This window comes from Shinella sp. WSC3-e (genome assembly GCF_945994535.1).
In the GTDB taxonomy this organism is placed as follows: Bacteria; Pseudomonadota; Alphaproteobacteria; order Rhizobiales; family Rhizobiaceae; genus Shinella; species Shinella yambaruensis.
On record NZ_OZ000530.1, the window covers coordinates 4,284,049 to 4,306,418 of the forward strand.

Annotated in this window: 22 protein-coding genes and 1 tRNA gene; 9 read left to right on the forward strand and 14 right to left on the reverse strand. The window is 66.3% G+C overall.

What is annotated here, in order from left to right; all coding sequences use genetic code 11:
* Nucleotides 1-134 precede the first annotated feature (134 nt).
* Together AABF56_RS21005 and AABF56_RS21010 are read right to left on the reverse strand one after the other, a co-directional pair.
* Nucleotides 135-1,034, reverse strand: coding sequence for a ribokinase (locus AABF56_RS21005; RefSeq protein WP_244767271.1), 900 nt, complete (start codon nucleotides 1,032-1,034; stop codon nucleotides 135-137).
* Between the two features lie 44 nt (nucleotides 1,035-1,078).
* Entirely contained in the window at nucleotides 1,079-2,251 is a 1,173-nt protein-coding gene (locus AABF56_RS21010) for a DNA recombination protein RmuC (RefSeq protein ID WP_272807388.1), read from the reverse strand.
* 146 nt (nucleotides 2,252-2,397) lie between these two features.
* On the opposite strand from AABF56_RS21010, the gene def reads away from it, so the two are divergent.
* From def to truA, 3 genes are all read left to right on the forward strand, one after another.
* Nucleotides 2,398-2,922: a peptide deformylase gene (def, locus tag AABF56_RS21015; protein ID WP_244767272.1), complete on the forward strand. Its 525-nt coding sequence runs from the start codon at nucleotides 2,398-2,400 to the stop codon at nucleotides 2,920-2,922.
* Between the two features lie 101 nt (nucleotides 2,923-3,023).
* A complete protein-coding gene (gene fmt, locus AABF56_RS21020) occupies nucleotides 3,024-3,968 on the forward strand; it encodes a methionyl-tRNA formyltransferase (protein WP_272804245.1) in 945 nt (314 codons plus the stop codon).
* A complete protein-coding gene (gene truA, locus AABF56_RS21025) occupies nucleotides 3,968-4,711 on the forward strand; it encodes a tRNA pseudouridine(38-40) synthase TruA (RefSeq protein ID WP_272804246.1) in 744 nt (247 codons plus the stop codon). Before fmt ends, truA begins: the two co-directional genes overlap by 1 nt.
* Nucleotides 4,712-4,735: 24 nt before the next feature.
* Here the strand turns inward: truA and AABF56_RS21030 are convergent, their stop codons facing one another.
* From AABF56_RS21030 to dapD, 4 genes are all read right to left on the reverse strand, one after another.
* On the reverse strand, nucleotides 4,736-5,332 hold the full coding sequence (locus tag AABF56_RS21030) for a hypothetical protein (RefSeq protein WP_244767275.1): 597 nt from the start codon (nucleotides 5,330-5,332) through the stop codon (nucleotides 4,736-4,738).
* A complete protein-coding gene (dapE, locus tag AABF56_RS21035; RefSeq protein ID WP_272807389.1) occupies nucleotides 5,319-6,512 on the reverse strand; it encodes a succinyl-diaminopimelate desuccinylase in 1,194 nt (397 codons plus the stop codon). The genes AABF56_RS21030 and dapE overlap by 14 nt, the downstream gene beginning before the upstream one ends.
* A 92-nt stretch (nucleotides 6,513-6,604) precedes the next feature.
* Complete coding sequence (locus AABF56_RS21040; protein ID WP_244767276.1) at nucleotides 6,605-6,991, reverse strand: DUF805 domain-containing protein; 387 nt, start codon at nucleotides 6,989-6,991, stop codon at nucleotides 6,605-6,607.
* Nucleotides 6,992-6,994: 3 nt separating this feature from the next.
* A complete protein-coding gene (dapD, locus tag AABF56_RS21045; RefSeq protein WP_244767277.1) occupies nucleotides 6,995-7,852 on the reverse strand; it encodes a 2,3,4,5-tetrahydropyridine-2,6-dicarboxylate N-succinyltransferase in 858 nt (285 codons plus the stop codon).
* Nucleotides 7,853-8,039: 187 nt separating this feature from the next.
* On the opposite strand from dapD, the gene AABF56_RS21050 reads away from it, so the two are divergent.
* On the forward strand, nucleotides 8,040-8,933 hold the full coding sequence (locus AABF56_RS21050) for an LOG family protein (RefSeq protein WP_244767278.1): 894 nt from the start codon (nucleotides 8,040-8,042) through the stop codon (nucleotides 8,931-8,933).
* Nucleotides 8,934-9,028: 95 nt separating this feature from the next.
* Here the strand turns inward: AABF56_RS21050 and AABF56_RS21055 are convergent, their stop codons facing one another.
* Together AABF56_RS21055 and AABF56_RS21060 are read right to left on the reverse strand one after the other, a co-directional pair.
* Nucleotides 9,029-9,976, reverse strand: coding sequence for an EF-hand domain-containing protein (locus AABF56_RS21055; protein ID WP_272804247.1), 948 nt, complete (start codon nucleotides 9,974-9,976; stop codon nucleotides 9,029-9,031).
* A 137-nt stretch (nucleotides 9,977-10,113) separates the two neighbouring features.
* A complete protein-coding gene (locus AABF56_RS21060; protein ID WP_244767280.1) occupies nucleotides 10,114-10,809 on the reverse strand; it encodes a pyrimidine 5'-nucleotidase in 696 nt (231 codons plus the stop codon).
* Nucleotides 10,810-10,912: 103 nt separating this feature from the next.
* Between AABF56_RS21060 and AABF56_RS21065 the strand changes: the two genes are divergently transcribed.
* Nucleotides 10,913-11,815, forward strand: coding sequence for a DMT family transporter (locus AABF56_RS21065; protein WP_272804248.1), 903 nt, complete (start codon nucleotides 10,913-10,915; stop codon nucleotides 11,813-11,815).
* A gap of 33 nt (nucleotides 11,816-11,848) precedes the next feature.
* Here the strand turns inward: AABF56_RS21065 and argB are convergent, their stop codons facing one another.
* A complete protein-coding gene (argB, locus tag AABF56_RS21070) occupies nucleotides 11,849-12,736 on the reverse strand; it encodes an acetylglutamate kinase (RefSeq protein WP_272804249.1) in 888 nt (295 codons plus the stop codon).
* 287 nt (nucleotides 12,737-13,023) lie between these two features.
* On the opposite strand from argB, the gene AABF56_RS21075 reads away from it, so the two are divergent.
* Nucleotides 13,024-13,734 carry an anti-sigma factor gene (locus AABF56_RS21075; RefSeq protein WP_336314364.1) on the forward strand — a complete coding sequence of 237 codons (711 nt, stop codon included), beginning with the start codon at nucleotides 13,024-13,026 and terminating at the stop codon, nucleotides 13,732-13,734.
* Between the two features lie 3 nt (nucleotides 13,735-13,737).
* Here the strand turns inward: AABF56_RS21075 and yihA are convergent, their stop codons facing one another.
* The 5 genes from yihA to rpmH all read right to left on the reverse strand — a co-directional run bounded on the left by yihA (nucleotide 13,738) and on the right by rpmH (nucleotide 17,934).
* On the reverse strand, nucleotides 13,738-14,391 hold the full coding sequence (gene yihA, locus AABF56_RS21080) for a ribosome biogenesis GTP-binding protein YihA/YsxC (protein ID WP_244767284.1): 654 nt from the start codon (nucleotides 14,389-14,391) through the stop codon (nucleotides 13,738-13,740).
* A 52-nt stretch (nucleotides 14,392-14,443) separates the two neighbouring features.
* Nucleotides 14,444-15,355 (reverse strand): DMT family transporter, encoded by a 912-nt coding sequence (locus tag AABF56_RS21085; protein ID WP_272804251.1) that lies wholly within the window; start codon nucleotides 15,353-15,355, stop codon nucleotides 14,444-14,446.
* A gap of 219 nt (nucleotides 15,356-15,574) precedes the next feature.
* Nucleotides 15,575-17,371, reverse strand: a complete 1,797-nt coding sequence (gene yidC, locus AABF56_RS21090; protein ID WP_272804252.1) for a membrane protein insertase YidC — start codon at nucleotides 17,369-17,371, stop codon at nucleotides 15,575-15,577.
* A complete protein-coding gene (rnpA, locus tag AABF56_RS21095; RefSeq protein ID WP_244767287.1) occupies nucleotides 17,371-17,763 on the reverse strand; it encodes a ribonuclease P protein component in 393 nt (130 codons plus the stop codon). Before rnpA ends, yidC begins: the two co-directional genes overlap by 1 nt.
* A 33-nt stretch (nucleotides 17,764-17,796) precedes the next feature.
* A complete protein-coding gene (gene rpmH / locus AABF56_RS21100) occupies nucleotides 17,797-17,934 on the reverse strand; it encodes a 50S ribosomal protein L34 (RefSeq protein WP_037405882.1) in 138 nt (45 codons plus the stop codon).
* Nucleotides 17,935-18,351: 417 nt separating this feature from the next.
* Here rpmH and AABF56_RS21105 point away from each other — a divergent pair, with 417 nt between their 5' ends.
* The 3 genes from AABF56_RS21105 to AABF56_RS21115 all read left to right on the forward strand — a co-directional run bounded on the left by AABF56_RS21105 (nucleotide 18,352) and on the right by AABF56_RS21115 (nucleotide 22,247).
* Nucleotides 18,352-20,358, forward strand: coding sequence for a methyl-accepting chemotaxis protein (locus AABF56_RS21105; protein ID WP_244767288.1), 2,007 nt, complete (start codon nucleotides 18,352-18,354; stop codon nucleotides 20,356-20,358).
* Nucleotides 20,359-20,562: 204 nt separating this feature from the next.
* Nucleotides 20,563-22,035 carry a sensor histidine kinase gene (locus AABF56_RS21110; protein ID WP_244767289.1) on the forward strand — a complete coding sequence of 491 codons (1,473 nt, stop codon included), beginning with the start codon at nucleotides 20,563-20,565 and terminating at the stop codon, nucleotides 22,033-22,035.
* A 135-nt stretch (nucleotides 22,036-22,170) separates the two neighbouring features.
* Nucleotides 22,171-22,247, forward strand: a tRNA-Arg gene (locus tag AABF56_RS21115).
* Nucleotides 22,248-22,370 lie beyond the last annotated feature (123 nt).

Consider the following 22,370-nt stretch of genomic DNA (forward strand, 5'->3'; position numbering starts at 1 on the left):
ATAAAATATTAATAAATAGCCAAGCGTCGCCGCCACTTCTTGGCGCAACCGGCTGATTTCTCGGGCGTCGCAGCCAATGCGACGCCCGATGTGTCAATTGCGAAATCCGGCGGGCGGCGCGGCCGCGCCACCGTTTAGATTTCGGCGTCGACGGCGGGGGCGAAGGGGATGGAGGGCTGGGCGCCGGGCTTCAGGCAGGCGAGCGATCCGGCGACGGCGGCGCGGCGCAGCGCCTCCTTGAAGCCGAGCCCGGCATCGAGCGAGGCGGCGAGGTAACCGCAGAACGTGTCGCCCGCACCCACCGTGTCGACGGGCTCGATCTTGAGGCCGGCGGCGCGGAAAATCTCGTTCCTGCGGATCGCGACGACGCCGTCGGCGCCGAGCGTGACGATGATCGTCTGGCCGCTGCCCGCATGCAGCGTGCGCATGGTCGTCTCGCGTGCCTCGTCAGAGAGTTCGCCCTTGCCGACAAAGAGGTCGAATTCCGTCTCGTTGGCGACGAGGATGTCGGCCATCGCGCCGAGACGACGGGCATCGGCGCTGAAGGGCGCGATGTTGACGATCGAGATGACGCCCTTCTGCTTGGCGCTGACGAGCGCGGCCTCGATGGCGGCATTGGGAATTTCGAACTGCAGCATCAGGTAATCGCCGCGCGTCATGCCGCCGACGGTGCGCTTCGCATCCTCCTCGCTGACGGTGCCGTTGGCGCCCGGCACGACGACGATGACGTTCTCGCCTTCGTCGTCCACGAGGATATGGGCCGTGCCGGTCGCCTCGGCGGCGGAGCGCACGCCGTTGAGATCGACGGCGGCGTCGGCGAGCAGCGCCAGCGCCTGGCTGCCCAGTCGGTCGTCGCCGACGGCGCCGGCCATGCGCACGATCGCGCCGGCGCGGCGGGCGGCGAGCGCCTGGTTGGCGCCCTTGCCGCCGGCGGCGGTGGTGAAGCTGCTGCCCATCACCGTCTCGCCCGGCTTCGGCAGGCGTTCTGGCGTGGCGATGAGGTCCATGTTGATGGAGCCGAAGACGGTGATCATGAGAGGTGCCCCTTGTCGTTTCCGCCGGACACTGCCCGAGGCGGTCAGTCCTCGTCAACCACCCTCAGCCGAAGCTGCCCCGTCCGGGTCTCGACGGCCGTCTCCGCAGGCGCGGAAAGCGCCGATGCCGTCTCGAATTCCATGTCCCCGATGCGCGCGCCACGCCGGGTGAGCTTCTCCGTCGAGGTCAGGATGAGGTCGACATCCTTCTGCGCGGCGGTGAAATGGCCGGAAAGCTTGCGCACCCGGTCGTCGAGCCGCGTCAGGTCGTCCATCAGCCGGGCGACCTCGCCCTGGATGACATGGGCCTGCTCGCGCATGCGCTGGTCCTTCAGAAGCGCCTGCAGCACCTGCACGGAGAGCATGAGCAGCGACGGCGAAACGATGACGATGCGCGCCCGGTGCGCCCGCTGCACGATGGCCTCGAAATTCTCGTGGATGCTGGCGAAGATCGATTCGGAGGGCACGAAGAGGAAGGCGGTGTCCTGCGTCTCGCCGGCGAGAAGATATTTTTCGGCGATATCGCGGATATGGGTCTCCATGTCGCGGCGGAACTGCTGTGCCGCGAGCTTGGCGGCCTCGGGGGAGCGCCCGTCCGACAGCGCATTCCACGCCTCCAGCGGGAATTTCGCATCGACGACGAGAGGCGGCTGGCCGTTCGGCATGCGGATCGTGCAGTCGGGCCTGACGCCGTTGGAAAGCTGCGCCTGGAACTGGTAGGCGCCGGGCGGCATGGCGTCGGCGATGATCGTCTCCATGCGCGACTGGCCGAAGGCGCCGCGCGTCTGCTTGTTTGAGAGGATCGCCTGGAGGCCGACCACGTCCTTCGCCAGCGACTGGATGTTGCTCTGCGCATTGTCGATCACGGCAAGCCGTTCCTGCAGGCGGCGGAGGTTCTCGTGCGTCGAGCGGGTCTGCTCGGAGATCGACTGGCCGATCCGCTGCGTCAGGCCGTCGAGCCGGGCATTGATCGCCTGGTTCGTCTCCGATTGCTTCGCGCCGAAGACGTCGGCCATGGCGGCGACGCGTCCCTGCATTTCCGTCTGTGCCTTCAGGAGTTCGGCAAAGCGCAGCTCCGCCATCGCCGCCGCCTCGCGCTGGCGCGCCTGGCTGCGGCGGGCCGAAAGCAGGCCGAAGACGGCGATCAGCACGGCGGCGAGCAGCACGAGCGCCGGGCCGGGGCCGCCGAGCCGGGCAAGGAGGGAGGCGAGCAGCATGTCAAAGGTCGGATCGATCATGCCGCGACCATAACACGGATTGCGGCGGAAACCAGATCATAACGTGAACGGATGCGCAGGACATGCTACGCTGGCGACGGTCGAAGCCGATTGAAAGCGTCAAAAAACCGCGCTAAGGAGGCGAGATGACCATCAAGCCGCTGATTATCCTTCCCGATCCGATCCTCCGCCAGGTTTCGAAGCCCATCGAGACCGTCGACAGCGAGGTGAAGGCACTCGCCGACGACATGCTGGAAACCATGTACGATGCGCCGGGCATCGGCCTTGCCGCGATCCAGATCGGCGTCGCGCGCCGCATGCTGGTGCTCGACGTCTCGAAGGAGGGCGAGGACAAGAAGCCGCTCGTCTTCATCAATCCGGAAGTCGTCTCCGCCTCGGATGCCCGCTCGGTCTATGAGGAGGGCTGCCTGTCGATCCCGGATTATTATGCCGAGGTCGAGCGCCCCGCCGCCATCACCGTCAAGCATCTCGACCGCGACGGCAAGGAGCAGCTGACGGAGGCCGACGGCCTGCTGGCGACCTGCCTGCAGCACGAGATCGATCACCTCAACGGCGTGCTGTTCATCGACCATATTTCCAAGCTGAAGCGCGAAATGGTGATCCGCAAGTTCACCAAGGCGGCGAAGCTGCGCGGCAGCAAGGCGCTCTGAGGCGACAACCAGGCGCTTGCCGCCCAGGCTTTGTTTCATGCAATTCCGGCCGCAAAGCCGCTTCGCGCTTTTGCTGGAACCGCTTTCCTGGAGGCTGACCGATGGCCCTTCGCATCATCTTCATGGGCACGCCGGATTTCTCCGTGCCGACGCTTGAGGCGCTGGCGGAGGCCGGCCACGAGATCGTCGCCGTCTATTCGCAGCCGCCGCGCCCGGCCGGCCGCCGCGGCCTCGAACTGGTGAAGTCGCCGGTGCACCAGGCGGCCGAAAGGCTCGGGCTTCCCGTCTTCACCCCGCTCAATTTCCGCGAGGAGGCCGACCGCGCGGCCTTTCGCGCGCTGAAGGCGGATGTCGCCGTCGTCGTCGCCTACGGCCTCCTGCTGCCGGAGGCGATCCTTACCGGCACCCGGCTCGGCTGCTACAACGGTCATGCCTCGCTGCTGCCGCGCTGGCGCGGTGCAGCGCCCATCCAGCGGGCGATCATGGCGGGGGACGCGGAAACCGGCATGATGGTCATGCAGATGGAGAAGGGCCTCGACACCGGCCCGGTCGCGCTGACCCATCGCGTGGCGATAAGCGACACCATGACGGCCGGTGAGCTGCACGATACGCTGATGCAGGCGGGCGGCGCCCTGATGGTGGAAGCCATGGCGAATCTCGAAGCCGGCGATCTGCCGCTGACCCCGCAGGCAGAGGAGGGCGTGCTCTACGCGGCCAAGATCGACAAGGCCGAGACCCGCGTCGATTTTTCCCGTCCCGCCGGCGACGTGCACAACCATATCCGCGGCCTCTCGCCCTTCCCCGGCGCCTGGTTCGAGCTGCCGGTCGGCGGCAAGCCGGAGCGGGTGAAGGTTCTGGCGAGCGCGCCGTCCGGTGAAACCACGGCGAAAGCCGCCGGCACGGTTCTCGACGACCGGCTCACGGTCGCCTGCGGTGACGGCGGGGCCGTCCGGCTCGTGCGCCTGCAGAAGGCGGGCGGCAAGCCGCTCGACGCGGCCGATTTCCTGCGCGGCACGCCCGTCGCGGCCGGCCAGGTCATCGGCTGATGCCGCGCTACCGCCTCCGCATCGAATATGACGGCACGCCCTATGTCGGCTGGCAGCGGCAGGACAACGGGCACTCCGTGCAAGGCGCCATCGAGGCGGCCATCCTGTCGCTCACGGGCGAGACCGTCTCGATCCGCGGCGCGGGGCGCACGGATTCGGGCGTGCATGCCATGGGGCAGGTGGCCCATGCGGACCTTTCCCGGCTGTGGAAGGAGCACACGCTGCGCAACGCGCTCAACGCCCATCTCGGCATGGCCGGCGAGCGGATCGCGATCCTCGATGCGGCGGCGGTGCCCGACGATTTCGACGCCCGCTTCTCGGCGGTGAAGCGGCACTATCTCTACCGCATCATCTCGCGCCCAGCGCCGCTGGCGCTGGAGGCGAACCGGGCCTGGTTCGTCGCCAGGGCGCTCGACCACGAGGTGATGCATGCCGCCGGGCAGATGCTCGTCGGCAGGCACGACTTCACGACCTTCCGTGCCGCCCAGTGCCAGGCGAACAGCCCCGTGCGCACCATCGACCGACTGGATGTGACGCGCAGCGGCGACCTGATCGAGATGCGCGTCTCGGCACAGAGCTTCCTGCACAACCAGATCCGCTCCTTCGCCGGCACGCTGAAGCTGGCGGGCGAGGGCAAGTGGACACCGCAGGACGTGCGCGCGGCGCTGGAGGCGCGCGACCGCAAGGCCTGCGGCCCCGTGGCGCCGCCGGACGGGCTCTATTTCATGGCTGTCGACTACTAGGCGGCCCGGAGGGCGAAAGGCGCATCAGCCCGGCAACGTGCCGAGGAGCTGCTGCAATTGCTGCCCGACGATCATCGGCGGCAGCACGTAGATCGCCGTCATGGCCGAGGCGAGCAGCGTCTGTCTGCCGACGCACATCCACACGAGGCGGAACTGCAGCACGACGCTGGCGCCGAAGACCGCATAGAGCAGCAGGCCGGCAAAGGGCGCGCTCGTGGGCAGGACCAGCGTCAGCGCGAAGGGGATCGCCGCGGCATAGGCAAAGGGCACGGCGATCCAGTTGCTCGCCGTCACCACGGTCGCAACATGCTTGCCGTAGCCGAGCGGACGCGCGAGCGCCGCCAGAAGCACGAGCGGCAGCAGCCAGCCCGCCACGTCGATCACCAGGAGCTTGACGAAGAAGGAGAGGCCGGCCGGCGTTCCCGCCGGCATGCTGCCGAGAAAATACAGCCGCCAGGATGCCCAGATGACGGCAAAGGCGGGAAGGCACCAGGCGAAGGCCCAGAAGGAGCGGACAAGCCCGCGCATCGTCAGGTCCAGCCAGCCGAACCCCTCCTGCTTCTGCCGCACGAGCAGGAAGACGCCGGTGAGATAGTGCAGGACCTCGTCAAGCCCGGGCATCGCCGAACCAGCGCTGGAGGAAGGTCTCGTAGATCACGGTCAGCGTCTCGAGATCGGCGATCGCCACCCGCTCGTCGACCATGTGCATGGTCTGCCCGACGAGGCCGAACTCCACGACCGGGCAGTAGTCCTTGATGAAGCGGGCATCGGAGGTGCCCCCGGTCGTCGACAGCTTTGGCGCGCGTCCGGTTACGGCTTCGACGGCGCCCGACAGCGAGGCGATCAGCCGGTCGTTGCGGGTGAGGAAGACGTGGCTCGGCCGCTCGGCCCAGGCGATGTCGTAGCGGAGCGGCGGGCGGCCCGGCCGCAGCCTTTCGTCGCGCGCGGCGGCATCGAGCCGGCGCACGATCTCGGCCATCACGGTCTCGGCCGTCCAGCTGTCGTTGAAGCGGATGTTGAAGCGGGCGATCGCCTGTGCCGGCACGACATTCGTCGCGGGGTTGCCGACATCGATCGTCGTTACCTCCAGATTCGATGGCTGGAAATTTTCCGTGCCGACGTCGAACGGCGGATGCATCAGGGCATCGGTAAGCGCGATCACGCCGCGCACGGCATTGTCGGCGAGGTGCGGATAGGCGGCATGGCCCTGCACGCCATGTACCGTGATCGTGCCGGAGACGGAGCCGCGCCGGCCGATCTTGATCATGTCGCCGAGCTGGTCCGGGTTCGTCGGCTCGCCGACGAGGCAGGCATCCCAGCGTTCGCCGCGCTCTGCGGCCCATTGCAGCAGCTTGATCGTGCCGTTGACGGCCGGGCCTTCCTCGTCGCCGGTGATGAGGAAGGAGAGCGAACCCTCCGGCGGACCGTTCTTCGCGATCTGGCGCGCGACGGCCGCGACGAAGCAGGCGATGCCGCCCTTCATGTCGACCGCGCCGCGGCCGAACATCTCGCCGCCGGCGACCTCGGCGCCGAAGGGCGCATGCGTCCAGGCCGCCTCATTGCCGACGGGCACGACATCCGTGTGGCCGGCGAACATCAGGTGCGGCCCCTCGGTGCCGATGCGGGCATAGAGGTTCTCGATGTCGGGCATGCCGGGCTCGCGCGCCGTCATGCGCTCCACTGTGAAGCCGAGCGGCGCCAGCATGGCGGCGAGCGCCGTCAGCGCCCCGCCCTCGGCAGGGGTGACGGAGGGGCAGCGGATGAGTGTTGCAAGATTGGCGATCGGATCGGCGGAGGTCATGGACATGCGGTCACGGCACGAAAGGGAGGAAGGAGAATCGAGATTTAGCCGATCGGCCGTGCGCTGTCACGCGCGGCCGAAGCGCGCGCCTCTCAGTCTTTCGGGCGGTTGGGCAGGCGGCCGTAGTCGTTCGGCCCGTTCGTGCCCGGCCAGACCATGAAGGCGAAGAGCGCGAAGAAGGAGATGGCCGGGATGAACAGGCAGATGATCAGCGGCAGCGGCAGGTTCATGTCGTGCAGCCGCTTGACCGTCAGGAGGACGGAGGACACCGTGGAGACGAGCGCCACGCCGACGAAGACGAAGGACCAGAAGAGGAAGGAGGGATCCTCCTCCGGCACGATGATGATGCGGGCGAGCGCGGCCGAAAGCAGCATCAGCCAGAAGGCCCAGCCGAGCGCGAAGGGCACCCGGCTGACCCGGCCGGACCAGCCGAAGAAGAGCCAGGCGAGGCTCGGCCTCTGCTCTTCCACGACTGCCATGGCTCAATCCCGGAGCAGTTCGTTGATGCCGGTCTTCGAGCGGGTCTGCGCGTCGACACGCTTGACGATGACGGCGCAGTAGAGCCCCGGCGCCGGCAGGCCGTTCGGCATGGTCTTGTCCGACGGCATGGAGCCGGCGACGACGACGGAATAGGGCGGCACCTCGCCATAGGTCACCTCGCCTGTCGCACGGTCGACGATCTTGGTCGACTTGCCGATGAAGACGCCCATGCCGAGCACGGAGCCCTCGCGCACGATGCAGCCTTCGACGACTTCCGAGCGGGCGCCGATGAAGCAATTGTCCTCGATGATCGTCGGTCCGGCCTGCATCGGCTCCAGCACGCCGCCGATGCCGACGCCGCCGGAAAGATGCACATGCTTGCCGATCTGCGCGCAGGAGCCCACCGTCGCCCAGGTGTCGACCATCGTGCCCTCGCCGACATAGGCGCCGAGATTGACGAAGGAGGGCATCAGGATGGCGTTCGGCGCGATATAGGCCGAGCGGCGCACCACGCAGTTCGGCACGGCGCGGAAGCCGGCCTTCTCGAATTCGTTGACGCTCCAGCCGTCGAACTTGGAGGGCACCTTGTCCCACCAGGACGAGTCGCCCGGGCCGCCCTTGACGATCTCCATCGGGTTGAGGCGGAAGGACAGGAGAACGGCCTTCTTCAGCCACTGGTTCACCGTCCAGGTGCCGTCCTCGCCGCGCTGGGCGACGCGCACTTTTCCGCTGTCGAGCAGGTTGAGGGACGTCTCCACCGCATCGCGCACTTCGCCGCGCGTTCCGGTGTTGATGCCGTCCCGTTCCTCGAAGGCGCGCTCGATGGTGGCGGAAAGGGTGGCGAGGTCGGACAGGCTCATCGGAATTCCTTAAACTTCGAGGCTTATTTTCGATTGTCGGGATGCCGGAAGGTTGATTTCATCAATCTGCAAAATGCTCTAGAGCAAGTGCCGGAAAAGATGAAGCCCCTTTCCGGCAGATACTGTCGCACGGGCGCAATGGTAATCCCGTGGGGCCGGAAAGCGGGCCAGCAAGCAGGAAAATGACATGGCAAGACTGAAGAAGAAGAATCTGCGCCGCAAGGACGGCGTGTGGGATCCGTTGGCCGACAGCGCGCAGGACAAGCACCGCGCCGCCGTCGTGCCGCAGACGCCGCAGTCGGCCCATCCGGCCTACCGGCTTGCCTATGTCGACGACGATTTCCTCTGCCGCGAGGAGCTGCGCCCGGTGCGCCTGCAGCTGGAGCTTCTGAAAGTCGAGATGATGCTTGCCGAGCGCGGCATCAAGTCGACCGTCGTGATGTTCGGCGGCGCGCGCATTCCCGCCCCCGGCCAGGAGGCCTGGGCGGCGCGCAACGAGACGCAGCGCCTCAATCTCGAGGCCGCCTCGGTCTATTACGACGAGGCCCGCAAATTCGCGCGCAAGTGCTCGGAGAAGTCGGCGGAACTCGGCTTCAAGGAATATGTCGTCGTCACCGGCGGCGGGCCGGGCGTCATGGAGGCGGGCAACCGCGGGGCGGCCGATGTCGGCGCGCCGTCGATCGGCCTCAACATCGTGCTGCCGCACGAGCAGGCGCCGAACCCCTATGTGACGCCGGAGCTCAGCTTCAACTTCCACTATTTCGCCATCCGCAAGATGCATTTCCTGCTGCGCGCCAAGGCCGTGACGGTGTTTCCGGGCGGCTTCGGCACGCTCGACGAACTGTTCGAGACGGTGACGCTGATGCAGACGGGCCGCATGGCGCTGGTGCCGCTCATCCTGTTCGGCAAGGAATTCTGGCGCAGGATCATCGATTTCGACGCGCTTGCCGCCTTCGGGACGATCGCGCCCGGCGATGTCGAGCTGATGCAGTTCGTCGAGACGGCCGACGAGGCCTGGGACATCATCGTGAAGTTTTACGAGAAGCTGGAGGCCGAGCAGGCGGCAGCCGCGCTCGCTTGAGAGGCCTGGCCGGAATCGTGGCCGGGGCCTTCCGGTGCCGCTCCTCAATAAAACGCCCCGGCATCGACCGGGGCGTTCCGCATTCGACGCGGCGCTTACTTGTGGCGCCTGCCCATCTCGTCGGCGGTGATGAAGCCGTCGCCGTTCCTGTCGCGCTGCTTGAACATCGCGGCGGCGGCGGTTTCCATTTCCGCCTTGGTCAGCGTGCCGTTCTTGTCGGCATCCGCCCGCTCGAACATGCGGCCGCCCATGCGGTCGATCCGGGCTTCGCGCAGCGCCTCGCGGGCGGCCGCCTTCGCCTCGCCATCCGTCGCCTTCACTTCGCGGAAGGCCTTGCGGGCGTCTCGGAAGGCCTCGCGCCTGGCGTCGACTTCGGCCTTCGTCACCTCGCCGTTCTTGTCGGCGTCGAAGCGCTGGAAGGTTTCCGAGGCGCGCTGCAGCAGCTCCTCCTGCGAGACCTTGCCGTCGCTGTTGGCATCGAGGCGCTTCAGCATGCGCTCGTCCCGTTCCTCGCCACCCTTGCCGTGGTGACCCTTGCCCTTATGGGGGCGGGCATCGGCCGTGTCGATCGCGCCGTCCTTGTTGCTGTCGCGCCGTTCGAAGATCTTCTCCGCCGAGGCAAGCACTTCCGCTTCGGAAAGCGTGCCGTTCCTGTCGGTGTCGGCACGGTCGAACATGCGGCCGGCGCCCGGCAGCATGAAGGGGCCGGCGGCCCGCAACGCCTCGCGTGCCTTGTCCTTGTCTGCATCGGCGGCGTCACGCACGGCCTTGCGGGCATCGCGGAACGCGTCGTGGCGGGCCTTGATCTCGTCCTTCGTCACCTGGCCGTCGCCGTCGGCATCGAAGGTCTTGAAGGCGGCGGAGATGTTGGTCTTGAACTCGTCGAGCGAGACCTTGCCGTCCTTGTTCGCGTCGAGGCGCTCGATCATCGCGGCATGGCGCGGTCCGTGCCGGCCCTCGCCCTCGGCGAAGGCGGGGGCGGCGACGCCCGAAAGCAGAAGGCCGGCGGCGACGGCGCCGAGGAGAAGTTCCTTTTTAGCCATGGTCATTCCTTTCATCCATCATCGTCCCTTGGGGAGGCAGGATAGGGGGAATGCCGGCCGGCACCAGTTACAAATTGGTAATTCAAGCTTTTGACGGAAAAGGGTTTTTTCCGTGTCGGGAATGTGTCGGCTCTTGCCTAGAGCAGCGCGTTGAGGAAAGCCGTCAGGTTCGAGGTCGCATAATCGATATGCTTGTCGTCCTCCGTGCGTTTCTCCCAGGCATCGGTGAATTCGTGACCCTCGTCGCGCGGGGTGAGCAGCACGGTCTTCATGCCGAGCGTCTTCGGCACGATGAGGTTGCGCGGCAGGTCCTCGAACATCACGGCCTGCTTCGTGTCGACCCGGTGCAGCGCCATGAACTTGTCATAGGTCGCGCCGGCCGGCTTCGGCACGTATTCGGCCGCCACGATATCGAAGACGTCGTCGAAATGGTGGAAGATGCCGAGGGCCCTCGCCGCCATCTCGGCATGCTTGACGCTGCCGTTGGTGAAGATGAACTTGCGGCCCGGCAGCGCCTGGATCGCCTCGCCGAGGGGCAGGTCGGGCGACAGCACGTCATAGTTGATCGCATGCGCCTTTTCGAGGAAGTCCACTGGGTCGATGGCGTGATGGATCATCAGGCCCTTGAGCGTCGTTCCGTGGTCGAAATAATACTGCTTCTGCAGGGCGCGCGCTTCCTCGCGCGACAGGCCGAGCAGGGCCGAGACGTAAGCCGTCATGTTCTTGTCGATCTGGGCGAAGAGATCGACATGGTGCGGATAGAGCGTGTTGTCGAGGTCGAAGACCCAGTCACGCACATGGCTGAAATCGGCTTTGTTCGGAAGATCGGTCATGCAGCGTCTTATGGCATGCGCCTGCGCGGAGGGAAACGGAATTTTCCATGGGAGGCTGGCGCCGGCGATGGATTTGGCCCGGCCCGCGTGCTAGCGGCAGGGCATGGAACTCTGGATCCCCATCACCATCGCCGCCGCCTTCCTGCAGAACCTGCGCTCGGCCCTGCAGAAGCATCTTCAGGGCAAGCTCGGCACGCGCGGTGCGAGCTTCGTGCGCTTCGGCTACGGCTTTCCGCTGGCGATCCTCTACGTGCTGGTGCTGAACCGCATCGTCGGCCTCGCCTTCCCCTCGCTGAACTGGACCTTTGCCTTCTGGGCCGTCATCGGGGGGCTGGCCCAGATATTCGCCACCATGCTGCTCGTCTATCTGTTCTCGCTTCGGAATTTCGCCGTGGGAACCGCCTATTCCAAGACGGAGCCGGTGCAGGCGGCGATCTTCGGTTTCGTGCTGCTCGGCGAGCGCATCACCTTCGGCGCGGTCATCGCCATCGTCGTCGGCGTCATCGGCGTGATGCTGATTTCCGTCGCCCGCGCGCCGCTCTCCTGGCGCAACACCGTCGCTGCCCTGACGAGCCGCACCGCCCTGATCGGCATCGCCTCCGGCGCGGTCTTCGGCGTCTCGGCCGTCGCCTATCGCAGCGCGTCCCTCTCGCTCGACGGGCCGGGGCCGATCATGAACGCTGCGGTGACGCTCGCCTGCGTCACCACTTTCCAGACCGCTTTCATGCTGGTCTGGATGGCCTGGAAGGACAAGCGGGAAATCGTCGAGGTCTTGAGAAGCTGGCGCTCGTCCGCGCTGGTCGGCATTGCCGGGGTGCTGGGTTCGGCCTGCTGGTTCACGGCGATGAGCCTCCAGCAGGTCGCCTATGTGCGCGCGCTCGGCCAGATCGAGCTGGTCTTCACCTTCATGGCCTCGTATTTCCTCTTCCACGAGCGGGTCAACCGCACGGAAGTCGTCGGCTGCCTGCTCATCGTCTGCGGCATTCTGGGCCTGCTCTTCTGGTGAGGGGCCGGCGGCTTGGCGTCGCCGGCAGAAGCGTCAGGGCACGATCAGCGTGCCGGCGCCGTGCTCGGTGAAGATTTCCAGCAACACCGAATGGGCGGTCTTGCCGTTGAGGATGACGACGCCCTGCACGCCGGCCTTGATGGCGTCGATGCAGGTCTCGACCTTCGGGATCATGCCGCCGGAGATCGTGCCGTCCTTGATGAGGGCGCGGGCCTCGGCGACCGAGAGTTCCTTGATGAGCTGGCCGTTCTTGTCGAGCACGCCCGGCACGTCGGTGAGGAAGAGCAGGCGCGTCGCGTTGAGCGCGCCGGCGATGGCACCGGCGAAGGTGTCGGCGTTGATGTTGTAGGTGTGGCCGTCGCGGCCGGGGGCGACCGGGGCGATGACCGGGATCATCTCGGATTTGGCGAGCAGGTCGATCAGCGTGCGGTCGACCTCGACCACCTCGCCGACGAAGCCGAGATCGAGGATGCGCTCGATATTGCTGTCCGGATCGACGACGGTCTTCTTGGCCTTTTCGGCGAAGACCATGTTGCCGTCCTTGCCGCACAGGCCGATCGCCCATTCGCCCGTCTGGTTGATGAGCGCGACGATCTCCTTGTTGATCGAGCCGGCGAGCACCATCTCGACGATCTCGACCGTCTTCTGGTCGGTGACGCGCAGGCCCCCCTCGAATTTCGATTCGATGCCCATCTTGGTCAGCATCGCGCCGATCTGCGGGCCGCCGCCATGCACCACGATCGGGTTGACGCCCGACTGCTTGAGCAGCGCGATATCGCTCGCGAAAGCCTTGCCCAGTTCCGCATTGCCCATGGCGTGGCCGCCATATTTCACCACGATGGTCTTGTTCTCGTAGCGCTGCATGAAGGGCAGGGCTTGCGCGAGAAGGCGGGCTTGGGTTTCGCTTTCGGATAGGGACATGGCGGCCTCTTGGGAATGGGTGGGCGCCTGTTTAACGCATGTTTCGTGACGATGGAATGATCCGCCCGCCATATTGCTGCCGGGGCCTTGAAAAAGACGGGCAAGGCCCGTCGGGGGCGCAAGATCGGTGGCGGGAAAGGGCGATGGGGAATATGATGGCGCGCTTGCGCATTTGCATGAGCAAAAGCGCTCGGGAATGCCTATATAGGGCCGGAGGCCCGTTCCTCGCCCCGACGCTGCCGAAACCAGAGGGAGTGCATGAGCCGATGACGGCGCCCGACCGAGAGATGAGAGACCCCCGCCGCGACGAGGTGATCGCCGGCGAATATGTGCTCGGGGTGCTTTCCGCCGAGGACCGCCGCAAGGTCGAGGCGCGGCTCGTCAAGGACCGTCAGTTCGCCGCCATCGTCAATCGCTGGGAAGAGAACCTTGCCACCTTCGAGGACGACTACGAGGCGCTGCACCTGCCGCCGCGTGCCCGCTCCCCCATGGAGCAGCGCCTGCTCGGCGCGGCACCACGGGATGCCGCCTTCTCCGGCAGGGTCGCGGGCGGCTGCTGGGGTTCGCTCGCCTTCTGGCGGGCGCTCGCCCTTGCCTCCTTCGCCGTTGCGGCGGGCCTTGCCCTGCTGATCAGCGCGCTCATCGCTCCACGCCCGGTGAGCGGCGGGCGCCTCGTCGCGGACCTGGCGGGAGAGGGCGCCGCGATCGATCTCGTCGCGCGCTATGACGAGGCGAGCGGCTCGCTCAAGGTGACGCCGGTCGCCGGCGGCGGCAAGGACAAGTCGCTCGAACTGTGGCTGACGCAGGAGGGCAGGGCGCCCGTCTCGCTCGGCGTGCTGCCGCAGACCGGCGAGGGCACGCTCACCGTGCCGGGGGAACTGCGTGGCCGGCTCGTCCAGGGCGCGACGCTCTCCGTCAGCGCGGAACCCTTCGGCGGTTCGCCCGGCGGCAAGGCGACCGGCCCCGTTCTTGCGTCCGGTGCCGTCCGGTTCGATTGAGCCCTATCGGGCGATGGCCGCGATGATGGCGTTGCGCAGGTCGTCGAGCCCGCGGCCCTTCTCCGAGGATGTGGCCAGCACTTCCGGATAGGCGGCCGGACGCTTGGCGATCTTCTCAAGGGTTTCGCCGACGAGGCGCGGCACGCCGGCATCCTTGATCTTGTCGGTCTTGGTCAGCACGATCTGGTAGGAGACGGCCGCCTTGTCGAGCAGGGCGAAAACCTCCTCGTCGTTCTTCTTGATGCCGTGGCGGCTGTCGACCAGCACATAGACGCGCTTCAGCGTCGAGCGGCCGCGCAGGTAGTCGAAGACGAGCTTGGTCCAGGCGTCGACCTGTTCCTTCGGCGCCTGGGCATAACCGTAGCCGGGCATGTCGACGAGCGCCATCGGCGGCAGGTCGTCCTCGGCGCCGGAAAACCCGTCCGGGACGAAATAGTTGAGCTCCTGCGTGCGGCCGGGCGTGTTGGATGTGCGTGCCAGGCCCTTGTGGCCGACCAGCGCATTGATCAGCGAGGACTTGCCGACGTTCGAACGCCCGGCGAAGGCGATCTCCGGCGGGCCTTCCGGCGGCAGGAATTTCATCGCCGGCACGCCGCGGATGAAGATCCACGGCCTGCCGAACAGCGGCTTGTCGTCCGGCGACGTCGTCTCGGTCATAAATCGCGCCCTTGTTGTCCAGCCCCCGGCTTCCCGGTTTTGGCCGCGAAAGTCAAGCGCGCCGCTGCCGCCAGAGCTCGACGCCGAGATAGCACAGGAGCGCCGCCAGCACGATGATGCCGCCTATGACGGTGCGAGCGCCCGGCACTTCGCCATGGATGACCGCCACCCAGAGCGGCGCCAGAACCGTCTCCGCCGTGCCGAGCAGGGCGGCGAGCGCCGAGGGGACGAGGCGGGCGCCGGTGACGAAGAGGGCGAGGCCGAGGCCGAAATTGAGCGCGCCGAAGACGATGAGAATGCCGAGTTCCTGGCCGCTCACGGCAAAGCCGGAGGCCTGGCTTGCCGCCACCGCGCAGGCGACGAGCGTGCCGAAGAAGACGGCGGGCGTCATGCGCACATGGGCGAAGCGCCGGGTGATGATCGTCGCGGTGGCGAAGGCGAAGGCGATCAGCAGGGCGAGCGCATCGCCCATCATCGAGACGCTGCCGCCGAGCGATTCCGAGACCATGATGGCAACGCCGCCGATCACCGCCGCGATGGCGACCCAGGTGTGGAGGGCGATCCTCTCGCGGAAGAGCAGCCAGGCCATCAGCGCGGCGATCAGCGGCACGCCGGCCTGGATCAGCACGACATTGGCGACGGTCGTATAGGCGAGCGCGAGGATGAAGGATGTGGAGGCGGTGGCAAAGCACAGCCCCACCGCGATGCCGGCAAGACCCATGCCCCTGAACAGCTGCACGGTGCCGCGCGGGCCGTCACGCAGCAGCATGAAGCCGAGCAGGAAGAGGGCGGCAAAGAGCGAGCGCCAGAAGACGACGGTCCAGCCGTCCTCGATGGCCAGAAAGCGCGCCAGCGTGCCGCCGAAGCTCCAGACGACGGCCGAGCCGAGCACGAGGGCGGCGCCATAGCCCTGCCCCCGTCTCTCCGGAAGCGTGGGGGTGAGCGGAAGCGTGGAAGCGGACATGGTGGGCTCGCAAGGGCAAGTCCGGCAAAAGGGCGAGAAGCGGTCTTGCGTTCGGGCTTGCATGAAGACAAAGGGATCGCCGGGAGCATGACAGGGATGCGCCCGCACCGCTTCCATGCCAGCGACGGGGCGATGTCGCAAGCGGGCCTTGCGGAAAAATCGGCAAAAAGAAACCCCGGCGCGAGGCCGGGGTTTCCTTGGAGTTCGTCGAGGCGGTCGTCAGGATGATCCGGCTTTCTTTCCGAACAATCCCTTCAGATTGTCGAAGAGCTCGATCTTCACGCCGTGGCGCTTCATGATGATGCCCTGCTGGATGATCGAGAGCAGGTTGTTCCAGGCCCAGTAGATGACGAGGCCGGCCGGGAAGGTCGCCAGCATGAAGGTGAAGATCAGCGGCATCCAGGTGAAGATCATCGCCTGGGTCGGGTCCGGCGGTGTCGGGTTCATGCGCATCTGCAGGAACATGGTGATGCCCATGATGATGGGCCAGACGCCGATCAGAAGGAAGTGCGGCACGTCGTAGGGCAGCAGGCCGAACAGGTTGAACAGCGACGTCGGATCGGGCGCCGAGAGGTCCTGGATCCAGCCGAAGAACGGCGCATGGCGCATCTCGATGGTGACGTAGATCACCTTGTAGAGCGCGAAGAAGACCGGGATCTGCAGGAGGATCGGCCAGCAGCCCGCGAGCGGATTGATCTTCTCCTCCTTGTAGAGCTGCATCATGGCCTGCTGCAGCGCCATGCGGTCGTCGCCGTGCTTGGCCTTCAGCTCCTCCATCTTCGGCTGCATCTTCTTCATGTTCGCCATGGAGGCGTACTGCTTGTTGGCAAGCGGGAAGAACAGGCCCTTGACGACGATCGTGGTGATCAGGATCGCGATGCCGAAATTGCCGAAATAGCGGAAGAAGAAGTCCATCATCTGGAACATCGGCTTGGTGAAGAACCAGAACCAGCCCCAGTCGATCATCAGGTCGAAGCGCGGGATGGAGTAGGACGCCTCGTACTGGTCGATGATCGGCACTTCCTTGGCGCCGCCGAAGAAGAGGTTCTTGACCTCGATCGACTGGCCGGGCGCGATGGTGACGTCGTCCTGGCGGTAGTCCGCCTGGTAGCGCGGCCGGCCGTCCTGGAAGTAGGAGAAGCGTGTCTCGTAGGGCGTCGCCTGCGGCGGCACGAGGGCCGTCGCCCAGTACTTGTCGGTGATGCCGAGCCAGCCGCCGGTCGCCTTGCCGGGCGCGACCGTCGTGTCTTCCTCGGTCTCGCTATACTTCACCTCGTGCAGGCCGAGATCGCCGAGCACGCCGATGAAGCCTTCGTGCAGCACGTAGACGGACGGATCCGTCGGCTTGAAGAAGCGCGTCGAGCGGCCATAGGGCGAAAGCGCGATCACCGCATCCGTGCGGTTCTCGATGCTGTCGGTGATCGTGAACATGTAGTGTTCGTCGACCGCGATCGTGCGCGTGAAGGTGACGTTCTTGTCGTTGGTATAAGTCAGCTTGACCGGGGTGGTCTGCGTCAGCTTGCCGGTGCCGTCCTGCGTCCACACGGTCTGCGGGCCGGGGACCTGGCCGGTCGCCTCGCTGCCGACATAGCCGATTTCGGCAAAATAGCCGTGTTCGGTCTCGGCGGGGCTGAGCAGCGTGATGATCGGGCTCGTCTTGTCGACGGTCTCGTGGAATTCCTTCAGCTTCAGGTCGTCGAAGCGGGCGCCCGTCAGGCTGATGGAGCCGGAAAGCGACGGCGTGTCGATCTCGATGCGGGCGGACTTGGCAAGCGCCGTCTCGCGCGTCTCGGTCGTGGTGGTTGCCGCCGTGCTGCCCGGCAGCGTGCCGCTCGTGCCGGTCGCGGTCGTCGTCGTGCCGCCGGAGGTGGTGGTCTGCTGGCTCTGGGCGGCCTGCTGCGCCTCGAGCGCGGCGCGGTCCTTTTCCAGCTTGGGGTTCACATAAAGGAACTGCCAGGCCACGAGGATCAGCACGGACAGCGCGATCGCCACGAAATAATTGCGGTTTTTTTCCATCACTCTTTCCCGGGAGCAGCAGGGCGCTGCTGCTGCTTCTGTTTCTTGACCGTCGCGATCCTGTCGTTGAGACGGGCTTCAAGGGTTTTGAAGGGGGCGCTCAACACGTCCCGTCTGGCGACAACCACATAGTCGTGTCCGGGCTCCATTGCAAACCCGGCCGATAGCCGCACCGCCTCTTTCAGGCGCCGGCGCATGCGATTGCGTTCCACGGCGTTGCCGTGCTTCTTGGTAACGGTGAAGCCGACGCGGGGCGCTTCGTCCGGCATCTGCCGGTCGCGCACTTCGAGAAGGAACAGCGGTCCCTTGCGTTTCTCGCCCTCGCGCACAAAAAGAAACTGCGGACGGCTTTTCAGCCGTCCGACAGCAGGTTTCTCAACAGTTTTCGTCATATGCCCGTCGCCTCTGTTCGGGCAGGCACGGCCTTAGGCCGAGAGACGTGCGCGGCCGCGGGCGCGACGTGCGGACAGGACCTTGCGGCCGCCCTTCGTTGCCATGCGGGCGCGGAAACCGTGACGACGCTTGCGAACAAGCTTGGAGGGTTGGTAGGTACGCTTCGACATTTATTTAATACCGCGGTGTGCGGCCCTTCTTGGGTTTGCGTTACGCAAGGAGCGTTGAAGTCCGGCATAGGCTTGCCCTCGCGGGAAGCCAGGCTTTCCGGACGTGCGCGGCTTATAAGGGCAAAAACGGTCGAAAGTCAATTGCGGACGCGGCGCCGTGCGCGACTGTCACAATGGTTAACGGGATAACGCCTAGAAGTTGCACCTGAATTGTGCTTTGTCATGTTTTGGTCACGTAACGTGAGGCGGGTTTCCCGGATTTCCAGGCTTCCTTCCCGCCCCGGTGCATTAGCGATTGCAAATGCGCCCAATGTTTGGGCGGTTGTATCAAAGTCTAATTAACTTTTAGCGTTTACCTTCCTTCCCAAGGCGAAGCGGGTGGGGCCCTCTTGCCATCCATCCTTCTTGGAGTGTGACGTGAAGATACGCGGCAAAATCTATCTCATCGTGGGCTTGATGGGCCTCATCTCCGTCCTCATCGGCGGGATCGCCGTCCATGTGGTGTCGGAATACAGCGACAAGCTCCGCCAGTATGAGAACGCCGCCGACCGCGCCTTCCTCGGCGAACACCTGAACCGCCAGGTCACCGCCGTCGTCATGGAATCCCGCGGCATCTATGCCTCCAAGGACATGGAGGGCGCCGCGAAATTTGCCGAGGGCATCGCCAAGGAGCTCGACGGCATCGACAAGACGCTGAGCGAATGGCGCCCCATCGTGCCGGAGGCACAGAAGGCCGCGTTCGACGCCGTGGTGGCGCGCGCCGCAGAATTCCGCACCTTCCGCATGGAAACGGCCCGCCTCGGCACGAGCGTCTCCATCGCCGCGGCCAACGAACAGGGCAACAACGAGGGCAACCGCGCCAACCGCAAGGCCTTCCAGCAGGAGATCGACGCCGTCGTCCAGACGGACAACGAGAACCTCACCGCGATCAAGGCCGATGTCGCCGCCTTCGAAACCCTCATGCTGATGCTCGTGCTCGGCACGGTCGGCGTCGGCCTCGCGCTCGGCGGCGGCGTTGCCTTCTATATCGCGACCAACGAGCTCAGCCGTCCGATCCAGAACGTGACCGAGACGATGAACCGTCTTGCCGGTGGCGATCTCGACACGGAAGTGCCCTATACCGGACGCAAGGACGAGATCGGCGAGATGGCCGCCGCCGTCGCCATCTTCCGCCAGAATGCCATCACCGTGCGCGATCTCAACGCCCAGGAGGAGATCCTGCGCGAGAAGAGTGCCGACCTGCAATCCTCGATCGCCACCGTGGTGCATGCCGCGGCGGCGGGCGACTTCTCCTCGCGCATCGACAAGGACTACCACAACGAGGACCTCAACCGCTTCGCCCGCAGCGTCAACGAACTGGTCGCCGGCGTGGAGGAGGGCATTGCCGAAACCCGCCGCGTCATCGGCGCGCTCGCCGAGGGCGACCTGACGCAGACCATGGACGGCACCTTCCGCGGCGCCTTCGCCGAATTGCAGCAGAACGTCAACGCGACGCTCGCCACCCTCCAGCGCACCATGCGCGAGGTACGCGCCTCGACGGATGCGATCAACGCCAATTCCGGCGAGCTGCGCACCGCCTCCGACGACCTTTCCAAGCGCACCGAGCAGCAGGCCGCCGCGCTGGAGGAGACCTCCGCCGCCCTCGAGGAGATCACCGCCGCCGTCAAGAACTCGACGGAGCGGGCGAACGAGGCGACGACCATGGTCGGCGAGGCGACGCAGAGCGCCAAACAGTCCGGCGACATCGTGCGCAATGCGATCGGTGCGATGAGCCGCATCGAGCAGGCCTCGAACGAGATCAGCCAGATCATCTCCGTCATCGACGAGATCGCTTTCCAGACCAACCTTCTCGCGCTCAATGCCGGCGTCGAGGCCGCGCGTGCCGGCGAGGCGGGCAAGGGCTTTGCCGTCGTCGCGCAGGAAGTGCGCGAGCTCGCCCAGCGCGCCGCCAGCGCCGCCAAGGACATCAAGGGCCTCATCACCAAGTCGGGTGACGAAGTCTCCGTCGGCGTCAAATATGTGCAGGAGACGGGCGCGGCCCTCTCCGACATCGAAAACCGCGTCGTCACGATCAACGACCGCATCCATGCGATCGCTACCGCGGCCCGCGAACAGGCGACGGGCCTCCAGGAGGTCAGCACGGCCATCAACCAGATGGACCAGGTCACCCAGCACAATGCCGCGATGGTCGAGGAGACCTCGGCCGCCACGCACAAGCTGAAGGGCGAGGCCGACAGCCTGGCCGATCTCGTCGCCCGCTTCCGTACCGGCGATGCCGTGCAGCGCGTGGCGGCCGTGCGCGCCGAGACCCGGCCGGTCGAATCGCCCGCCCGCCGCATGATCGGCAATGTCGCCCGCGCCTTCGGCGGCAATCGCGGCGCTGCCACGGCGGCGGCCGCCCAGGAGAACTGGGAGGAATTCTGATCGCCGCCCCCGCGCCCTGAGGGGCGCGCATGGGGCGCTGCGGCATTTCGTAGCCGGATTCCGGCCTTCGGCGCGGCGGTCGCGGGATCGCTGCGTTTTTGCCGTTCCCGCGGCGCCGTTGGAAAATTTGCCGCAATCTCCTATGATTGGCAGGAATACGTCGCCGATCCCCGGTCGCGACGCGGCCTGCCGAGGAGTTGAAAGATGGTGGACAGAGACGGGGTGCCGTCCTTGACCGAGAAGCCGGTGCCGGCGGTCGGCTTCCTGTCCGGCCTGTCGGGGCGGCTCCTCCTGGTCACGGCCATCTTCGTCCTGATCGCCGAAGTGCTGATCTTCGTGCCGTCGGTCGCCAACATGCGCCTGCAATGGCTGCGCGACCGCCTGAACACCGCGGCGGCCGCCAGCGTCGTCATCGAGGGCCTGCCGGACCACGAGCTGCCGCGCGCCGTACAGGAAGAGACGCTGATGGCAACCGGCACCAAGGCGATCATCCTGAAGCGGGAGGACGCCTCCCGCATGGTCGCCGCCGTCGACATGCCGCCGAGCATCGACGCGCAATACGATCTTTCCGACGTCTCGACGCTGACCGCCGTCTACGACGCCTTCGACACGCTGCTCTTCGGCGGCGACCGCGTCATCCGCGTCTTCGGCCCGGTCGGCGAATCGAGCACGCGCATCGAGCTGCTGCTCGACGAGCGGGCACTGCGCCGCGCCATGCTGGGCTATGCGCGCAACGTCTTCATCCTGTCCATGATCATCTCCGTGGTCACGGCGAGCCCCATCTTCTTCGCGCTCAACCGCCTGCTGATCCGCCCGATCCGCCGCATGACCGCGAATATCCAGGAATTCGCCGCCGACCCGTCGAACCCGGCGCGCGTGCTGGAGCCGTCCGGCGGGCGCGACGAGATCGCCGTCGCCGGCATCCATCTCGCCGCCATGCAGCAGACGCTGCAACGCACGCTGAAGGAGCAGAAGAACCTCGCCGATCTCGGACTTGCCGTGTCGAAGATCAACCACGACATGCGCAACATCCTCTCCTCGGCCCAGCTGATGTCCGACCGCCTGTCCGACGTCGACGACCCCGTGGTCAAGCGTGTCGCGCCGAAGCTCCTGCGCAGCATCGACCGGGCGGTGGGCTATACCAACGAGGTGCTCTCCTACGGCCGGATGCGCGAGCCGGAGCCGCGCCGCCGCTTCGTCGCGCTGCGCCCGCTGGTTCAGGAGGTTTCCGAGGTGCTGGCGCTCGATTCGCGCAGCGACATCGATTTCGTCGCGCAGGTCGAGCCGGGCCTGCAGGTCGATGCCGACAGCGAGCAGCTCTTCCGCGTCATCCACAATCTGTGCCGCAACGCCGTCGAGGCGCTGTCGCAGGACAGCGGCGCGGAGCGGCGCACCGTGCTCGTCACGGGGCTTCGCACCGGCAGCGTCGTGTCCATCGCCATCGACGACAACGGCCCCGGCATGCCCGCAAAGGCGCGCGAAAACCTCTTTGCCGCCTTCCGCGGCTCCGTCCGCTCGGGCGGCACGGGCCTTGGCCTTGCGATCGCCCGCGAGCTCGTGCTCGCCCATGGCGGCACCATCGCGCTGGTGGAAAAGCCGACGCCGGGCACGCTGTTCCGCATCGAGCTGCCGGACCGCCCCGTCCCCCTCGACGCCTTCCGCCACCGCGCCTCGTAATCCGGGCCTCTGCCGCTCCCCGTGTGACGGCCCGATGAAAAAAGTACATTATTTCTGCGAAAGACGCTTGCAATAGACCGGAGGACCCTTTAGAGAACCGCCTCGCAGCCGGGCAACAGACCCGCCACTGCCAGCGCACCCGTAGCTCAGCTGGATAGAGCACCAGACTACGAATCTGGGGGTCAGGAGTTCGAATCTCTTCGGGTGCGCCATTCTTTCCAATCCATAAAGACGATCTGCCGGCCGCTCCGCGGTCGAACCTGGCCGTCCTCGGCTCTCTCCCGGCATTGCTGTTCGCGTGACCGATATGCCACGCGAGGCGCTCCGTGGCGGTC

Excerpts from the sequence above, each read along its gene's own strand:
- rnpA (WP_244767287.1), bottom strand. The coding sequence starts at position 17,763 with ATGACGAAAACTGTTGAGAAACCTGCTGTCGGACGGCTGAAAAGCCGT.
- AABF56_RS21085 (WP_272804251.1), bottom strand. The coding sequence starts at position 15,355 with ATGTCCGCTTCCACGCTTCCGCTCACCCCCACGCTTCCGGAGAGACGG.
- dapE (WP_272807389.1), bottom strand. The coding sequence starts at position 6,512 with ATGACCTCCGCCGATCCGATCGCCAATCTTGCAACACTCATCCGCTGC.
- rpmH (WP_037405882.1), bottom strand. The coding sequence starts at position 17,934 with ATGTCGAAGCGTACCTACCAACCCTCCAAGCTTGTTCGCAAGCGTCGT.
- AABF56_RS21075 (WP_336314364.1), top strand. The coding sequence starts at position 13,024 with ATGAGAGACCCCCGCCGCGACGAGGTGATCGCCGGCGAATATGTGCTC.
- yidC (WP_272804252.1), bottom strand. The coding sequence starts at position 17,371 with ATGGAAAAAAACCGCAATTATTTCGTGGCGATCGCGCTGTCCGTGCTG.
- truA (WP_272804246.1), top strand. The coding sequence starts at position 3,968 with ATGCCGCGCTACCGCCTCCGCATCGAATATGACGGCACGCCCTATGTC.
- AABF56_RS21050 (WP_244767278.1), top strand. The coding sequence starts at position 8,040 with ATGGCAAGACTGAAGAAGAAGAATCTGCGCCGCAAGGACGGCGTGTGG.
- AABF56_RS21030 (WP_244767275.1), bottom strand. The coding sequence starts at position 5,332 with ATGCCCGGGCTTGACGAGGTCCTGCACTATCTCACCGGCGTCTTCCTG.
- AABF56_RS21065 (WP_272804248.1), top strand. The coding sequence starts at position 10,913 with ATGGAACTCTGGATCCCCATCACCATCGCCGCCGCCTTCCTGCAGAAC.
- argB (WP_272804249.1), bottom strand. The coding sequence starts at position 12,736 with ATGTCCCTATCCGAAAGCGAAACCCAAGCCCGCCTTCTCGCGCAAGCC.
- AABF56_RS21060 (WP_244767280.1), bottom strand. The coding sequence starts at position 10,809 with ATGACCGATCTTCCGAACAAAGCCGATTTCAGCCATGTGCGTGACTGG.
- dapD (WP_244767277.1), bottom strand. The coding sequence starts at position 7,852 with ATGAGCCTGTCCGACCTCGCCACCCTTTCCGCCACCATCGAGCGCGCC.
- yihA (WP_244767284.1), bottom strand. The coding sequence starts at position 14,391 with ATGACCGAGACGACGTCGCCGGACGACAAGCCGCTGTTCGGCAGGCCG.
- AABF56_RS21010 (WP_272807388.1), bottom strand. The coding sequence starts at position 2,251 with ATGCTGCTCGCCTCCCTCCTTGCCCGGCTCGGCGGCCCCGGCCCGGCG.
- AABF56_RS21040 (WP_244767276.1), bottom strand. The coding sequence starts at position 6,991 with ATGGCAGTCGTGGAAGAGCAGAGGCCGAGCCTCGCCTGGCTCTTCTTC.
- AABF56_RS21110 (WP_244767289.1), top strand. The coding sequence starts at position 20,563 with ATGGTGGACAGAGACGGGGTGCCGTCCTTGACCGAGAAGCCGGTGCCG.
- AABF56_RS21005 (WP_244767271.1), bottom strand. The coding sequence starts at position 1,034 with ATGATCACCGTCTTCGGCTCCATCAACATGGACCTCATCGCCACGCCA.
- def (WP_244767272.1), top strand. The coding sequence starts at position 2,398 with ATGACCATCAAGCCGCTGATTATCCTTCCCGATCCGATCCTCCGCCAG.
- fmt (WP_272804245.1), top strand. The coding sequence starts at position 3,024 with ATGGCCCTTCGCATCATCTTCATGGGCACGCCGGATTTCTCCGTGCCG.
- AABF56_RS21055 (WP_272804247.1), bottom strand. The coding sequence starts at position 9,976 with ATGGCTAAAAAGGAACTTCTCCTCGGCGCCGTCGCCGCCGGCCTTCTG.